Origin of the sequence: Dechloromonas sp. ARDL1, assembly GCF_051122455.1 — a bacterium.
Lineage (GTDB): Bacteria > Pseudomonadota > Gammaproteobacteria > Burkholderiales > Rhodocyclaceae > Azonexus.
Map to the genome: position 1 here is coordinate 1,969,333 of NZ_CP168939.1, position 15,254 is coordinate 1,984,586.

Annotated in this window: 16 protein-coding genes; 3 read left to right on the forward strand and 13 right to left on the reverse strand. The window is 59.8% G+C overall.

Annotated features, from left to right (window positions below; all coding sequences use genetic code 11):
- Window positions 1-161: 161 nt before the first annotated feature.
- Window positions 162-605, forward strand: coding sequence for a GNAT family N-acetyltransferase (locus AB6Q56_RS09705; RefSeq protein ID WP_434516842.1), 444 nt, complete (start codon window positions 162-164; stop codon window positions 603-605).
- Between the two features lie 43 nt (window positions 606-648).
- On the opposite strand, the gene lolA is transcribed toward AB6Q56_RS09705, so the two are convergent.
- The 3 genes from lolA to AB6Q56_RS09720 form a co-directional block, all read right to left on the reverse strand.
- The gene (gene lolA, locus AB6Q56_RS09710) at window positions 649-1,269 is read right to left on the reverse strand and encodes an outer membrane lipoprotein chaperone LolA (RefSeq protein WP_434516843.1); all 621 of its coding nucleotides are present in this window, start codon (window positions 1,267-1,269) and stop codon (window positions 649-651) included.
- 62 nt (window positions 1,270-1,331) lie between these two features.
- Entirely contained in the window at window positions 1,332-3,629 is a 2,298-nt protein-coding gene (locus AB6Q56_RS09715; protein WP_434517150.1) for a DNA translocase FtsK, read from the reverse strand.
- A gap of 11 nt (window positions 3,630-3,640) precedes the next feature.
- Window positions 3,641-4,303: a Crp/Fnr family transcriptional regulator gene (locus AB6Q56_RS09720; protein ID WP_434516844.1), complete on the reverse strand. Its 663-nt coding sequence runs from the start codon at window positions 4,301-4,303 to the stop codon at window positions 3,641-3,643.
- Between the two features lie 129 nt (window positions 4,304-4,432).
- Between AB6Q56_RS09720 and trxB the strand changes: the two genes are divergently transcribed.
- Both trxB and AB6Q56_RS09730 read left to right on the forward strand, forming a co-directional pair.
- Window positions 4,433-5,395: a thioredoxin-disulfide reductase gene (gene trxB / locus AB6Q56_RS09725; RefSeq protein WP_150430148.1), complete on the forward strand. Its 963-nt coding sequence runs from the start codon at window positions 4,433-4,435 to the stop codon at window positions 5,393-5,395.
- 215 nt (window positions 5,396-5,610) lie between these two features.
- A complete protein-coding gene (locus AB6Q56_RS09730) occupies window positions 5,611-6,153 on the forward strand; it encodes a Smr/MutS family protein (protein WP_434516845.1) in 543 nt (180 codons plus the stop codon).
- Window positions 6,154-6,217: 64 nt separating this feature from the next.
- On the opposite strand, the gene AB6Q56_RS09735 is transcribed toward AB6Q56_RS09730, so the two are convergent.
- From AB6Q56_RS09735 to AB6Q56_RS09780, 10 genes are all read right to left on the reverse strand, one after another.
- On the reverse strand, window positions 6,218-6,556 hold the full coding sequence (locus AB6Q56_RS09735) for a P-II family nitrogen regulator (RefSeq protein ID WP_434516846.1): 339 nt from the start codon (window positions 6,554-6,556) through the stop codon (window positions 6,218-6,220).
- 20 nt (window positions 6,557-6,576) lie between these two features.
- Window positions 6,577-8,193, reverse strand: coding sequence for an NAD+ synthase (locus AB6Q56_RS09740; protein ID WP_434516847.1), 1,617 nt, complete (start codon window positions 8,191-8,193; stop codon window positions 6,577-6,579).
- Window positions 8,194-8,198: 5 nt separating this feature from the next.
- Complete coding sequence (gene ppa / locus AB6Q56_RS09745) at window positions 8,199-8,747, reverse strand: inorganic diphosphatase (RefSeq protein WP_434516848.1); 549 nt, start codon at window positions 8,745-8,747, stop codon at window positions 8,199-8,201.
- 62 nt (window positions 8,748-8,809) lie between these two features.
- Window positions 8,810-9,595: a 3'-5' exonuclease gene (locus AB6Q56_RS09750; RefSeq protein ID WP_434516849.1), complete on the reverse strand. Its 786-nt coding sequence runs from the start codon at window positions 9,593-9,595 to the stop codon at window positions 8,810-8,812.
- Entirely contained in the window at window positions 9,592-10,491 is a 900-nt protein-coding gene (gene cysM, locus AB6Q56_RS09755; protein ID WP_434516850.1) for a cysteine synthase CysM, read from the reverse strand. The genes AB6Q56_RS09750 and cysM overlap by 4 nt, the downstream gene beginning before the upstream one ends.
- The gene (gene rfaD, locus AB6Q56_RS09760; RefSeq protein WP_434516851.1) at window positions 10,484-11,482 is read right to left on the reverse strand and encodes an ADP-glyceromanno-heptose 6-epimerase; all 999 of its coding nucleotides are present in this window, start codon (window positions 11,480-11,482) and stop codon (window positions 10,484-10,486) included. The genes cysM and rfaD overlap by 8 nt, the downstream gene beginning before the upstream one ends.
- A 10-nt stretch (window positions 11,483-11,492) precedes the next feature.
- A complete protein-coding gene (gene rfaE1, locus AB6Q56_RS09765; RefSeq protein WP_434516852.1) occupies window positions 11,493-12,416 on the reverse strand; it encodes a D-glycero-beta-D-manno-heptose-7-phosphate kinase in 924 nt (307 codons plus the stop codon).
- Between the two features lie 12 nt (window positions 12,417-12,428).
- Window positions 12,429-13,748, reverse strand: coding sequence for a UDP-glucose dehydrogenase family protein (locus AB6Q56_RS09770; protein ID WP_434516853.1), 1,320 nt, complete (start codon window positions 13,746-13,748; stop codon window positions 12,429-12,431).
- Window positions 13,749-13,756: 8 nt separating this feature from the next.
- Entirely contained in the window at window positions 13,757-14,929 is a 1,173-nt protein-coding gene (gene lapB, locus AB6Q56_RS09775) for a lipopolysaccharide assembly protein LapB (protein ID WP_434516854.1), read from the reverse strand.
- On the reverse strand, window positions 14,926-15,207 hold the full coding sequence (locus AB6Q56_RS09780) for a LapA family protein (RefSeq protein WP_434516855.1): 282 nt from the start codon (window positions 15,205-15,207) through the stop codon (window positions 14,926-14,928). Before AB6Q56_RS09780 ends, lapB begins: the two co-directional genes overlap by 4 nt.
- Window positions 15,208-15,254: the final 47 nt, after the last annotated feature.

Here is a 15,254-nt window from a genome sequence, read left to right on the forward strand (position 1 = left end):
AAGATTCCGCAACGCAGCACTAGCCCAAACTTGAGATGACCCACCTTTCGCCGCCGAGAGTTCCTGCCTCGACAGACTGCGGAGAATCCCTCCTCCGGGCAATGACCCCAGACGATCTGGCATTCGTGTTAGGCATTCAGCAGGCCTGTTACCCGCCCTCCATGAACGAAGCAGCAACAACAATCCTGGAACGCCTGGCAGAGGCCCCGGAATACGCCTGGATTGCCATGCTGCGAGGAGAACCGGCCGCTTACCTGATGACCTACCCATCTGAACTTGGCAAGATTACCCCGCTTGGTGGGGAGTTTCGCATTCCCGACGCCCCGGACTGCCTATACATCCACGATCTGGCGGTTCGTCCATCAGCCAATGGCAAGGGACTCGGCGCAGCGCTGGTACGCCACGCACTCGCTGCCTCACGATGGGGAGCTTCGGCACTTGTGTGCGTACAGGATGCGCGAGAATTCTGGACCCGGCAGGGTTTCAGCGAGGTGCGCATGGCGGAGCCTGGGCAAATTGCCAATCTGAGCACCTACCCCGGCCAGCCATGCTATATGGTCAGATTCTCAGCAGCGCATGCCGTACCGTCAATGGCTGCCGAATAGACTACGGCAAGGGCTCGTTATTATCGAATCAGCGCATCCGGCCTTATTCGCCGACGACATCTGCACCGGCCGGTGGCGTAAACCGGAAGGTTGAAGCCGGCAACGCGAGGTTCTTCTCGATTCGCGAGAAGCGGATCAGAGTCGTCTGGCCAAAGCTGTCGAGCAATTCCATCGCCTTGAGATCGTTACCGGAAAACCCGAGTCGCACGCGCTCAAAACCGCTGTCGTTCGCCTTGGGGGTTGCCTCGACCCAGGCCATTCCTTCGGCTTCCCCGGCTTCCTTGAGGGTGAAGTTCTTTTCCAGCTCATTGCTACCCGACAGCAGGGCCGCCGGGGAACCGCCAATCGCCTGCCCGGCTTTGCGCACAGTGACTTGCTGTAACTCGGGATCGTGTATCCAGACCTTCTCACCATCACCAACCACCAGTTGCGGATAGGGCTTCTGGATTTCCCAGCGCAGTTTCCCCGGTCGCGAAATGGCGACAACGCCGGATGATTGCTGCGGCTTGCGGCCGCTCTTGGCGATCACCGCTTGTGCAAATTCGGCCCTCAGGGTTTTCGTGTTCCTGAGAAAATCGTGCAACTGATCGACCGCGCCGGCCGCAGCCAGACCGGGAGCAAGGGCCACGATGGCGGCCGACAGGATTCTTTGGAAATTGTTCATAGGCTAGCATAGCGCGCCGTTTTCCGGCGCACTGTTTCAGTGTGTAACGGTTTGCAAGCCGTTTATTCGGCCGGTTTCTTCATCAGGACTTCGCGACCGCCTCGGCCGTCCATGGCAGAAACCAGCCCAGCCTTCTCCATGGCTTCGATGAGACGTGCCGAGCGGTTGTAGCCGATGCGCAGGTGACGCTGGACGAGCGAGATCGAGGCACGCTGGTTCTTGAGCACAATATCGACGGCCTGATCGTAAAGCGGGTCGCTTTCGGCATCCCCACCCTCGCCGGCCTCACCGCTACCTTCCTCGTCATCACCGGCAGCGCCGGAAAGGATGTCCTCGACATACTCCGGCGCACCGCTGGCCTTGAGATGTTCGACGACGCGATGCACTTCATCATCGGACACAAAAGCACCATGCACCCGCGTCGGATAACCCGTACCGGGCGCCAGATAGAGCATGTCGCCCATGCCGAGCAGCGCTTCGGCCCCCATCTGGTCGAGGATGGTGCGCGAATCGATCTTGCTGGAAACCTGGAAGGCGATGCGGGTCGGGATGTTCGCCTTGATCAGGCCGGTGATGACATCGACCGACGGACGCTGCGTGGCGAGCACCAGATGGATGCCGGCCGCTCGCGCCTTCTGCGCCAAGCGGGCGATCTGCTCCTCGACCTTCTTGCCGACCACCATCATCAGGTCGGCCAGCTCGTCGATGATGACCACGATGTAAGGCATGGTCTTCAGCGGCTCCGGCGTTTCCGGCGTCAGGGTCAGCGGATTGGGGATGTTCTCCCCTTTCTTCTCGGCATCCTTGATCTTGGTATTAAGGCCGGCGATGTTACGCACCCCCATCGCCGACATCAGCTTGTAGCGTTTTTCCATCTCCGTCACGCACCAGTGCAGCGCATTGGCTGCCTGCTTCATGTCGGTGACCACCGGCGCCAGCAGGTGCGGGATGCCTTCGTAGATGGACAGTTCCAGCATCTTCGGATCGACCATGATCAGGCGCACCTGATCCGGCTCGGACTTGTAGAGCATGGAAAGGATCATCGCATTGACCCCGACCGACTTGCCGGAGCCGGTCGTACCCGCCACCAGCAGGTGCGGCGTCTTGGCCAGATCGGCGACGATCGGCTGGCCGCCGATATCCTTGCCCAGGCACACGGTCAACGGGCTATGCATGTCGTTGTACGGCTTGCTGGAGATGATCTCCGACAGCTTGACTGTCTGCCGCTTGGGGTTCGGCAGTTCGAGCGCCATGCACGACTTGCCGGGCACCGTCTCGACCACGCGGATGGAAACCATGGCCAGTGCCCGCGCCAGGTCGCGCGCCAGATTGACGATCTGCGCACCCTTGACGCCGACCGCCGGCTCGATTTCGTAGCGCGTGATGACTGGCCCCGGCATGGCTGCCAGCACCTTGACCTGCACACCGAAGTCGGCCAGCTTGCGCTCGATCAGCCGCGAGGTGTATTCGAGGGTTTCCGGGCTAACCGTCTCGGTGGCTGGGGGCGCCGGATCGAGCAGGTGCAGCGGCGGCAACTGGCCGCCGACGATGGCCTCCGGGAAGAGCATGGCCTGTTTCTCGCGCTCGACGCGCGCCTCGGCCTTCTTCGACACAGGCACGGCCGGCGGTGCCGGCGTTTCGATGATGATCGGCTCGTGCAGCTCGACGCGGCGCTTTTCTTCCTCGACCACGACCTCGCGCTTCTGGGCGACCTCCTTGCCGATCTGGCGGTCACGCCAGGCATCGACACGCCCGTAGAAGAAGCCGACGAAGGCTTCCAGCAACAAGCCCAGCTTCTCGAAGGCCCACAACCAGGACATGCCGGAAAAGATGCTCCACCCCGCAGCCATCGTCGCCAGCAGGAACAACGTCGAGCCGGTGTAGCCCAGTTGGGTGGACAGCACCCGCCCCAGCTCGATCCCCAGCATTCCCCCCGGCGCCAGCGGCAACTGGGCATGCATCGAGTAGAAGCGCAAGGCTTCGAGCGACGAACTGCCCAACAGGAGAAAAAAGAACCCTCCCAGCGCAATGAACAGGGGATGCTGCCGGTGCGCCTCGGGCGCATTGAACTTGCGCACGCCCCACCAGACGAACATGCCGAGCAGAACAATCCACCACCACGCGGAGAGTCCGAACAGGTAAAGCATTAGGTCGGCTATCCACGCTCCGGCGCGGCCGGTCGGATTATGCAGGGTCGTCGACACGACCGAATGCGACCAGCCCGGATCTTCCTTATGAAAGCCCCACAAGGCCATGGTCAAAAACAGGGCAACGGCGCCGACACCCAGCCAGCGCGACTCCTGCAACAAATTACCGATCTTTTCGGGGAGCGGACTCGGTGCCGAGGCCGCCCGCGCCATTCTCGCCATGCTCAAGCCCCCGGGATGACCAGCACGTCATCCTCATAGCGGATATAACCGCTCAATTCCAGATCTCGCATGACCTTGCTGACCATTTCGCGCGACGCACCAATCATTTTCGCCATATCCTGTTTCGACATCTTTTTCTTGACCAAACGCCGCCCCTCGATCACTTCCGACATGTCCAGCAGCAGGCGTGCGACACGGCCATAAACATCCAGCAAGGCCAGGCTTTCAATCTTGCGATCTGCCTCGCGCAGGCGCAATACCAAGGTTTTCATCAGCTTCTGAGCCACCTGGAAATTGTCCTGCAGGCAGCGCTGGAAGGCATCCTTGCCCAGGAACAGGAGTTCGCAAGGCTCTGCGGCAACGACATTCGCCGAACGTGGACTACCATCGATCAGGCCCATCTCGCCAAAAAACTCGCCCGGACCGAGCCAGGCAAGAATGATCTCGCGCCCCTCCTCGTCGGTATTGGTTACCTTGGCCCTTCCGGCCAGCAATACATAAAGCGAATCAGTGCTTTCACCGGCCCGGACAACGAATGCGCCGCGCTCGACGCGTTTCCGCCCGGAGACCTTGGAAAGCTTCTCGAGCTCCCCATCGTCCAGCCCCGAAAACAAGGCGACATTACGCAACACAACCAGACTAAAACCGACAGGAGCAGTTGCCATAATTCAGTTTCCGTTCATAGAGTTACGCGACGATTATAAACCTGATTCCCAAATTACATAGGAACTTCGGGAAAATTGGAAGCTCAGACAACGCTATAATTTTCCGATCAGCCACCCAAGAGGATCATCATGTCCCAGAATGCCCGCCATACCCCGCTCATCATCCTCGGTTCCGGCCCGGCCGGCTACACCGCCGCCGTCTATGCCGCCCGCGCCAACCTCAAGCCCGTGCTGATCACCGGCATGGCTCAGGGTGGCCAGCTGATGACGACAACCGAAGTCGATAACTGGCCGGCAGCCGCCGACGGCATTCAGGGCCCGGAACTGATGGCCAATTTCGAAGCCCATGCCCGCCGCTTCGAAACCGAAATCATCTTCGACCATATCCACACCACCCAGTTGCAGCAGAAGCCCTTCACGCTGATTGGCGATGCCGGCACCTACACGTGCGACGCCCTGATCATCGCCACCGGCGCCTCGGCCATGTACCTGGGCCTGCCTTCCGAAGACAAGTTCCAGGGCAAGGGGGTCTCCGCCTGCGCCACCTGCGACGGTTTCTTCTACCGCAACAAGCCGGTGGCCGTGGTTGGCGGCGGTAACACCGCCGTCGAGGAAGCACTTTACCTGGCCAATATTGCCAGCCACGTCACCGTCATTCATCGCCGTGAGAAGTTCAAGGCCGAGAAGATCATGCAGGACAAGCTGTTCCAGCGCGAAAAGGAAGGCAAGGTCACCATCCTGTGGAACAGCGTGCTCGATGAAGTACTCGGTGACGACTCCGGCGTAACCGGCCTGAATGTCAAGAATACCCAGACCGGTGCACTGCAGAAGGTCGACGTTCATGGCGTTTTCATCGCCATCGGTCACAAACCGAACACCGACATTTTCGCCGGCCAGCTGGAGATGGATAACGGCTACATCATTACCGAGTCGGGGCGTAACGGCAACGCTACGCAAACCAGCATTCCCGGCGTTTTCGCCGCGGGCGACGTGCAAGACCAGATCTACAAGCAGGCCTGTACCTCGGCCGGCTCGGGCTGCATGGCTGCACTCGACGCCGAGCGTTACCTGGACAACCTCGGCCACGCCTGATCGGGTTGAGTGACGCGGATGACCTTGCCGCTTTCCGGGCGGCAGTGGCCGATGTAGAGCCGCTGCCGCCCGGCAATCGCGTCCAGTTGAACAAACCGCGGACGCCGCCCGAAAGACCCCGGCGCACAAGCGATACGGACCTTACGAACCGCCCACGGAACAAGCGACCCGAGCCGGCACTGCCCGCACATTGGCATGCTGCGCCCCAGATCCATATGGAGCATACCGACCCCGACCAACGGGCCTTTCATGCTGCCATGCTGGGGGTGGAACCTATTACCGCCCCGAATCGAGTCCATCTGGGTAGCCCACTCCCGCCACCGCGACCGCAACAATCGATCTCCGACGAACGCGCCGCGCTGCACGAAAGCCTGCACGGTCAGATCGGCCTGCAGGATCGACTGGAAGGCGGCGACGAGGCGAACCATTTGCGCCACGGTCTGGCGATCAGTGTTCTCCGCGACCTACGGCGTGGTCGCTGGGTCGTGCAGGCCGAACTCGATCTGCACGGTATGAATCGGGACGAAGCCCGGCACAGCCTTTCCGGCTTTCTAGCGGAATGCCTGCACCACGGCCAGCGCTGTGTGCGGATCATCCACGGCAAGGGCCATGGTTCGCCACAAAAGCTCTCCATCCTGCGTCAGCTTGTGCGCGGCTGGCTGGCCCAGCGCCAGGAAATCCTGGCCTATTGCCAGGCCCGACCGCACGATGGCGGCGAAGGCGCATTGATCGTCCTGCTGCGCGCCGCCAGAAAATAAAAAAGGGCGACGGAAGTCGCCCCTCTGCACGGCCCCTTAGCGGGCTGCTGCTATCCGAATTCGTTCAGATAGCCGATTCGTCGGTTTCGCCGGTGCGAATACGCACGACCTGCTCTACCGGCATCACGAAAATCTTGCCGTCGCCGATCTTGCCCGTGCGCGCTGCCTTGATGATGGCTTCGATGGCGGAATCGACATGGTCGGAATTGACGACGATCTCGATCTTGATCTTGGGCAGGAAGTCGACAACATACTCGGCACCGCGATACAGCTCGGTATGCCCCTTTTGGCGGCCAAAGCCCTTGACCTCGGTCACGGTCAGGCCGCTGATGCCGATTTCCGACAACGCCTCGCGCACTTCGTCCAGCTTGAACGGCTTAATGACGGCTTCGATCTTCTTCATGGATTGATCCCTCTCTCTTCTCAAAATTCGTCAATGTAGCGATTGGTAATAGGATACCGCCAATCCTTGCCAAATCCACGCGGCGTAATGCGGATGCCGACCGGCGCCTGACGGCGTTTGTATTCGGCGATGCGCAACAGGCGCACGACACGCCGTACATCGGCCTCAGGCAGCCCGGCGGCGATGATCTCGCGCGGACTGCGATCCTCTTCCATGTAGGCGCGGACGATGGCATCCAGCACCTCGTATTCAGGCAGCGAATCCTGATCCTTCTGGTCCGGCTTCAACTCGGCCGACGGCGGCCGGACGATGATGTTTTCCGGAATCACCGGATCGCCTTGGCACAAGGTATTGCGGTAGCGCGACAGGCGGTAGACCAGGGTCTTGTAGACATCCTTGATGACTGCGAATCCACCGGCCATGTCACCATAGAGCGTGCAATAGCCGACCGCCATCTCGGACTTGTTGCCAGTGGTCAGCACCAGCTTGCCGGTCTTGTTCGACAGCGCCATCAGGATGTTGCCGCGAATGCGGGCCTGGATATTCTCTTCGGTCGTATCGGCAGGCAGCCCGGCAAATAGCGGGTCGAGCATGGCCGCATAGGTTTCCATCGCCGGCGCGATGGCGATTTCATCGTAAGAACAGCCCAACTGGCGGATCATCTCGCGCGAATCATCGAGGCTCATCTGCGCCGTATAGGGCGACGGCATCATGACGGCATGGACCTTGTCCGCCCCCAGCGCATCGACGGCAATGCACAGGGTCAAGGCCGAATCGATGCCGCCGGAGAGACCGATGATGGCTCCCTTGAAGCCGGTTTTGCCTATGTAGTCGCGAACACCGAGGACCAGCGCGTTGTAGGCTTCTGCCTCGAGCGGCAGTTCGGCACACAGGTCATCCGATTTCAGGCGGCCAGCCGCAAAATCGACGATGCCGAGCGCTTCCTCGAACTGCGGCAAGCGCATGCAGACAGTCTTGTCGGGATTGAGTGCAAAGGAGTCGCCATCAAATACGAGCTCATCCTGACCACCGACGAGGTTGCAGTAGATGGCCGGAATGCCGGTCGCCTCAACCCGGTCGGCCAGAACCTGAACCCGCTCGCGCGTCTTGTCGAGGTGGCAGGGCGAGGCGTTGAGAACGAGCAGCAATTCGGCGCCAGCCTGGCGGGAAAGTTCGGCAGCGCCTTCTTCCCAAATATCGGCACAGATATTGATACCGCAGCGCACGCCATTCAGCGTGACGACGCAGGCTTCGGTGCCTTGCTCGAAGTAGCGCTTCTCGTCGAAGACTTCGTAGTTTGGCAGGCGCATCTTGCGATAGGTCGCGGTGCGCTGGCCGTTTTCGATGACAGTAGCCGAGTTGTGGCAGGCACCGTCGTGCTCTTCCGGATACCCGACGATCACGGCAATGCCGTCGACTCGGGAAGCCAGGTCGTCGAGAGCCCGGTTGCAGGCCCGGTAGAAATCCGGGCGCAACAACAGGTCTTCCGGCGGATAGCCGCACAACGCCAGCTCCGGCGTCAGCAGCACATGAGCGCCGCAGGCCTTGGCCTCGGCGGCGCACTGGATGATGCGTTCGACGTTGCCCGTCAGATCACCGACGGTGGCGTTGAACTGGGCAACGGCGATACGCAGCATGAGAGTCAGTAAGCCGGCTTGTCCTTGGCGTCGTTGTAACGCTGGACACCTTCCTGGATTTCCTTGCGGGCGGCATCAATGCCTTCCCAGCCGTTGACCTTGACCCACTTGCCCGGCTCCAGATCCTTGTAACGCTCAAAGAAATGGGCGATCTGCTTGCGCAGCAGTTCCGGCATGTCTTCGACGGTCTTTACATCCTTGTACAGCGGGGTCAGCTTGTCGACCGGTACGGCCAGCAGCTTGGCATCGTTGCCGCCTTCATCGGTCATCGACAGTTGGCCCAAGGGGCGGCAACGCACGACAACGCCCGGCGGCAGGGAGAACGGAGCGACGACCAGTACGTCAACCGGGTCACCGTCGCCGGCGATGGTGTGCGGAATGTAGCCGTAGTTGCACGGATAGTGCATGGCGGTGGACATGAAGCGATCGACGAAGATCGCACCGCTTTCCTTGTCAACTTCGTACTTGACCGGCTCGGAATGAGCGGAGATCTCGATAATGACATTGAAATCGTCGGGGAGGGATTTGCCGGAAGGAACGTTGTTAAGTGCCATGTTTTATCTCTCTGCGTTCAGGTTTTGAGAACTTGCGATTATAACGCCGCCCCGGGCCGACATCAGCCCCAGGCGGCGAGAAACTCCTGCCAGTGCGGCGCGCCGATGCGGGCCAGCTGGGCCTTGACGAATTCGCCCTCGGCGATCTCTTCCTCGGCCGTGAATTCGCCGCGCAGGCGACGGAAACGGTTGTAGACCAGATAGGTATTGATCACATCGGTTTCGCAGTAATCACGAATATCGGCGATCTGGCCACCTTGCCAAGCCTCCCATACCTTGCCGCCATCCATGCCGAGCTTGCCGGGGAAGCCGAACAGCTTGGCCAAATCGTCGAGCGGCGCGTTGGCGCGGCCGTTGTACAGCGCCAGCAGGTCCATCAGATCGAGGTGACGGGTGTGGTAGCGGCTGATGTAGTTGTTCCACTTGAAATCGCGGGAATCGGCATAATCGCCGTCGCCCATGTCCCAATAACGCGGTGCCGACACCCCGTGCAACATGCCGCGATAGTGCAGCACCGGCAGGTCGAAACCGCCGCCGTTCCATGACACGATTTGCGGCGTGAATTTCTCGATGCCGTCGAAGAAGCGCTGGATGATGGCGCCCTCGTTCAAATCCGGCTCGGACAAAGACCAGACCCTGAGGCCTTCACTGGTCCGCAACACGCAGGAAATGGTCACCACCCGCTGCAGATGCAATTGCAGGAAGTCGTTGCCCGTCTTGGCGCGACGTTGCTGGAAGGCCAGTTCTGCGACCTCATCATCCGACAGTTCGCCCGGCAGATCGTTGAGCCGGCGCAGGCCGGGCACATCGGGAATAGTCTCGATATCGAAGACGAGAACCGGTTTCATGCCGGGAAAACGCCCGTCAACAGATAGCGGTCACCGCGATCGCAAATGATCGACACGATGACCGCATTCTCTAGTTGCTGCGACAAACGCAGCGCCACAGCCAGCGCGCCGCCCGAGGAAATACCGGCAAAGATGCCTTCTTCCATGGCCAGACGGCGCGTCATCGCCTCGGCATCTGCCTGGCTGACGTATTCGATACGGTCGACATTGGCCTTGTCGTAGATCTTGGGCAGATAGGCTTCCGGCCACTTGCGGATGCCGGGAATCTGACTACCCTCTTCCGGCTGGCAACCGACAATCTGGATGGCAGGGCTCTTTTCTTTCAGAAAGCGGCTGGTGCCCATGATGGTACCGGTCGTGCCCATGCTGGAAACGAAATGCGTGATCTTGCCTTCGGTATCGCGCCAGATTTCCGGGCCGGTGCCTTCGTAGTGAGCCAGCGGGTTGTCCGGGTTGCCGAACTGATCGAGGATAATGCCCCGGCCTTCGTCACGCATCTTTTCGGCGACGTCGCGACACAATTCCATGCCGCCATCCTTGGGCGTCAGCACCAGTTCTGCTCCGAAGGCGCGCATGCTCTGACGGCGTTCAACGCTTTGGTTCTCGGGCATGACCAGGATCATCCGGTAGCCCTTCATCGCCGCCGCCATGGCCAGCGCGATACCGGTATTGCCGGAGGTCGCTTCGATCAACGTGTCGCCCGGCTTGATATCACCGCGCGCCTCGGCCCGAACGATCATCGACAGAGCCGGTCGGTCCTTCACCGAGCCGGCCGGGTTGTTGCCTTCCAGCTTGGCGAGAATGACGTTGCCACGCTTGTCGTTATCCGCTCCTGGAATGCGCACCAGGCGCACCAGGGGCGTATTGCCGACAAAATCCTGCAGGGTTTTATACATTGCAATGCAGCCACTCGATATATTGGGCAACACCTTCCTCCACCGTTGCCATCGGGGCTTCGTAGCCAGCTTCGCGCAGTTTGGTCAGATCACCCTGCGTGAAAGCCTGGTACTTGCCCTTCAGCGCATCGGGGAAGGCGATGTATTCGAGCAAGCCCTGGGTCCGCAGTTCGGCCAGCGACAAGGCGGTCTCGCCCTTGGCCTTGCGGCAGCCGTTGGCGGCAGCGACGGCGACATCATTGAAACTCTGCGCCCGGCCGGAGCCGAGGTTGAAAATACCGGACTTCTCAGGGTGGTTGAGGAAGAACAGATTGACCTTGGCGACGTCGCCGACAAAGACGAAGTCGCGCATCTGGCCGCCGTTCTCGTAGCCGTGCGAGCCTTCGAACAGCTTGACCTTGCCCTCGGCCTTGAACTGGTTGTAGTTGTGGAAAGCGACCGAGGCCATGCGCCCCTTGTGCGTTTCGCGTGGACCATAGACGTTGAAGTAACGGAAGCCAACGATCTGCGACGAGGGATTCTTGGCCAGGCGCTGGCGGACGATCTGGTCGAACAGGAACTTCGAATAACCGTAGACGTTGAGCGGACCTTCGTACTGGCGCTCTTCCTTGAACACGCTGCTGGCACCATAAGTGGCGGCCGACGAGGCATAGAGGAACTGCACATCCTGATCCTGGCACCAGTCGAGCAGGATCAGCGAGTAGCGATAGTTGTTCTCCATCATGTAGCGGCCGTCCGTCTCCATGGTGTCGGAGCAGGCGCCTTCATGCAGGATAGCCTCGATCTCGCCATCGTAATGGCCAGCCTGGATGCGCTCGATGAAATCGTGCTTGTCGAGATAATCGGCGATTTCGCAGTCGATCAGGTTCTTGAACTTGTCGGCCTTGGTCAGGTTATCGACGGCAATGATGTTTGTGATGCCGCGCTCGTTCAACGCCTTGACGATATTGGAGCCGATAAAGCCGGCCGCGCCGGTGACGACGTAATACATGGGTTTCTCCTTACAAGGCAGCGAGCAGTTCTTGGCGGGTAACGACTGCCGTTCCCAGTTTGCCGACGACGATACCGGCGGCGATGTTGGCAATGCGGATGGCCTCGTCCCAGGCGGCACCGGCAGCGAGCATGACAGCCAGCGTGGCGATGACGGTATCGCCGGCCCCCGAGACGTCAAATACCTCGCGCGCCTTTGCCGGCTGGTGATGAACCTCATCGGCGAACAAGGTCATGCCCTCCTCGCTGCGCGTGACGAGCAAGGCTTCCAAGCCAAGCTCACCACGCAAGCGGTTTGCCTTGGCGACCAGTTCTTCCTCGTTCCTCCAATTGCCGACGACTTGCTTCAGTTCCGAACGATTCGGCGTGATCACCGTCGCTCCGGCATATTTACCCCAGTCGTCGCCTTTGGGATCGACCAGCACCGGTTTGTCGGCGGCGCGCGCGATGCGAATCATATCGGAAATATGCGTCAGTCCGCCCTTGCCGTAGTCGGACAGGATAACCACGTCAGCATCGGCAACACGGCGCTCAAAATCGGCCAACTTGGCCTGCAGGATTTCGTGCGACGGTGGCGTCTCGAAATCGATACGCAGCAACTGCTGCTGGCGCCCGATGACGCGCAGCTTGACAATGGTGTCGATATCGTCGTCGACGTGCAGGCCGGCATCGATCTGCCCCTCTTCAAGCAGGCGGCTCAACGAGCGGCCGGCATCGTCGTCGCCGACCACCGACAGTAGAGCCGTCACGGCGCCCAGCGACGCCGCATTGCGCGCCACGTTGGCGGCGCCTCCCAGACGCTCTTCCTGGCGCTCAACCTTGACCACCGGCACAGGAGCTTCCGGCGAAATCCGGCTGACGTCGCCGAACCAGTAGCGATCCAGCATCACATCGCCGACCACGAGCAGGCGAACCTGCGAAACCTTTTCCAGCATCTTGCGATTCTCTCAGCGCCCGATGGCGAAGTACTCGATGCCCGAGTTACGCACGAATTTCGGGTCGTAGAGGTTGCGGCCATCGAAAATGACCGGGTTCTTCAGAGTAGCCTTGATGGCGTCGAAATCCGGACTACGGAATTCTTTCCACTCGGTGGCGATAACCAACGCATCGGCCCCCTCCAGAGCGCCCATCGGACTTTCGGCGTACTTCAGGCGTGGCTCGTCGCCGAAGATGCGCTGCGTTTCGTGCATGGCGACCGGATCGTAAGCAGAAACCGTGGCGCCAGCCGCAAACAAGTCGGCAATCAGCTCACGGCTCGGCGCTTCGCGCATGTCGTCGGTATTCGGCTTGAAAGCCAGGCCCCAAAGGGCGAAGTGCTTACCCTTGAGATCGCCGAATTTCTGCTGGATCTTCTTGGTCAACACATGCTTCTGTGCATCGTTAGCTTCCTCTACGGCGGTCAGCACCTTGAGCGTGATGTCGGCGTCGTCCTGGGCTGTCTTGATCAGTGCCTTAACGTCCTTGGGGAAGCAGGAGCCGCCGTAGCCGCAACCAGGGTACAGGAAGTGGTAACCGATACGCGGATCGGAGCCGATACCCTGACGGACCATCTCAATGTCGGCGCCAAGCACTTCGGCCAGGTTAGCCAGTTCATTCATGAAGCTGATGCGCGTCGCCAGCATGGCATTGGCCGCATACTTGGTCAATTCGGCACTCTTGATGTCGGTGACAATCAGTCGTTCGTGGTTGCGCTGAAAGGGTGCATAGAGGGCACGCATCAGGTGAATGGCCTGCTCATCCTCGGCACCGACGACGATACGATCAGGACGCATGAAATCCTCGACAGCAGCCCCTTCCTTGAGAAACTCCGGATTTGAAACGACACTGTACGGCGTGGAAACACCGCGTTTCTGCAGTTCGTCGGCGATGGCGGCGTGAACCTTGGCACCGGTACCGACCGGCACGGTGCTCTTGTCGACGACGACCTTGTAGTCGGTCATCAAGCGGCCAATGTTGCGGGCAGCTGCGAGGACGTACTGCAGATCGGCCGAGCCATCCTCATCTGGGGGCGTGCCGACCGCGATAAACTGAACGGTACCGTGCTGGACAGCCTTTTCAATATCAGTAGTGAAGTGCAGTCGGCCAGCGGCAACGTTGCGGCGAACCATTTCCTGCAAACCCGGTTCATAGATCGGGATACCACCTTCTTCGAGGATACGAATCTTTTCCGGATCGACGTCCAGGCACAGGACATCGTTGCCCACTTCAGCCAGACAGGTACCACTGACCAGACCGACATAACCGGTGCCGACAACAGTAATTTTCATAAGACTTCCTACAGGGATTGATCAAATTCTTCACCACGGCGCGGCGGATAGGTTTCCCAGCCGCCACAGGCCGGACAGCGCCAATAAAACTGGCGCGCCTTGAAACCACAATTATCGCACCGATAGCGCGACAGACGCTTGGTATAGCCTTGGATGATAGCCTTCGCCAGTTCGACATCCGGCCTGACCTCAGGTGCCGCAAGCGGTAGTCGCGCACTCATCAATTTCTCGAGACCAAGCAACGTCGGATTGCGTTGCAATTCGGCACGCACCAGACGATAAGCGGCTTCGGTACCTTCGCTTTCGAGAACCAGTTGATAGACCACCTCGAGAAGGTCCAAAGAGGGGTAACGCTCCAGATAGCCGCTGAGTAAGGCAATACCCTCGGCAAGGCGCTCCAGCTTGCGATGGGCTTCCAGCAGACGCTGGGCGACCAGTGCCAGATAGGCAGGGTCCTGCTGCTCGATACGCAGCCAAGCCTCAATCGCCTCCTGGGGCCTGCCTTCTTGAAGCAGCAAATCCCCTTGCAACAAGCTTGCACGCACACATTTGCGGTTTTCCTGCATGGCGATATCAAGATATTGTCGTGCCTCATCAGGGCGCGAGCGCATGATTTCGTTGGCCGCCAACTCGCAATAATACTCGGCGATTTCGCGATGCGAGGCGACATCAGGCATTTCGCGGGCGATTCCGACGGCTTTCAGCCACTCTTTCTCGACCTGGTAGATTTCCAACAGGTTGCGCTTGGCCTCCTCTTCGAACGAGGTACCCAGCAGCTTGTTGAAAATTTCTTCCGCCCGGTCAAGCAAACCGGCCTTCAGGTAATCCTGCCCCAGTTCGGATAGAGCTTGCAAACGCACACGTTCGTCGAGATCGGGCAGATCGATCAGGTTCTGGTGCATGCGGATGGCACGTTCGGTTTCGCCGCGTCGTCGGAAGAGATTGCCCAGCGCGAAATGCAGCTCGACGGTTTGCGAGTCAACCTTGGCAACCTCGAGAAAAGAATCGATGGCCTTATCGGGCTGCTCGTTGAGCAGGAAATTCAAGCCCTGGAAGTAGGATCGCGGCAATGCTCGTGATTCGTGAATGACCTGCCGCATGTCAACACGCGCAGCCGCCCAACCCAGACCAAAAAAAACCGGAATCAGCAGCAGCTGCCAATAATCAACAACCTCGCTCATACAACAGGAGGAGGTTCTATGGTTGGCACCTGTGGCTTGCGGGCAGCCGCCTTTTTCAGCCGGGAAATCTCGCGCCGCTGGCGGAAGATCACACCGAGCAACGAAAGCGCCCCCATGATCACGCCCCCGACGAAGAAAGCGAGCAAAGCAAGCACCAGCGGCGCTTGCCATATCTGCCCCGGCAAAAGCCTCAGGCTGACCGGATCAGTGTTCTGGGCGGCAAACACCACCAAAAAAATGAAGATGATGAGCCGAATGGCCCAAGTCAATGCTGTCATGACATTCAATAAAAAGGGGCAGTGAAACGACTCACTGCCCCGAATCT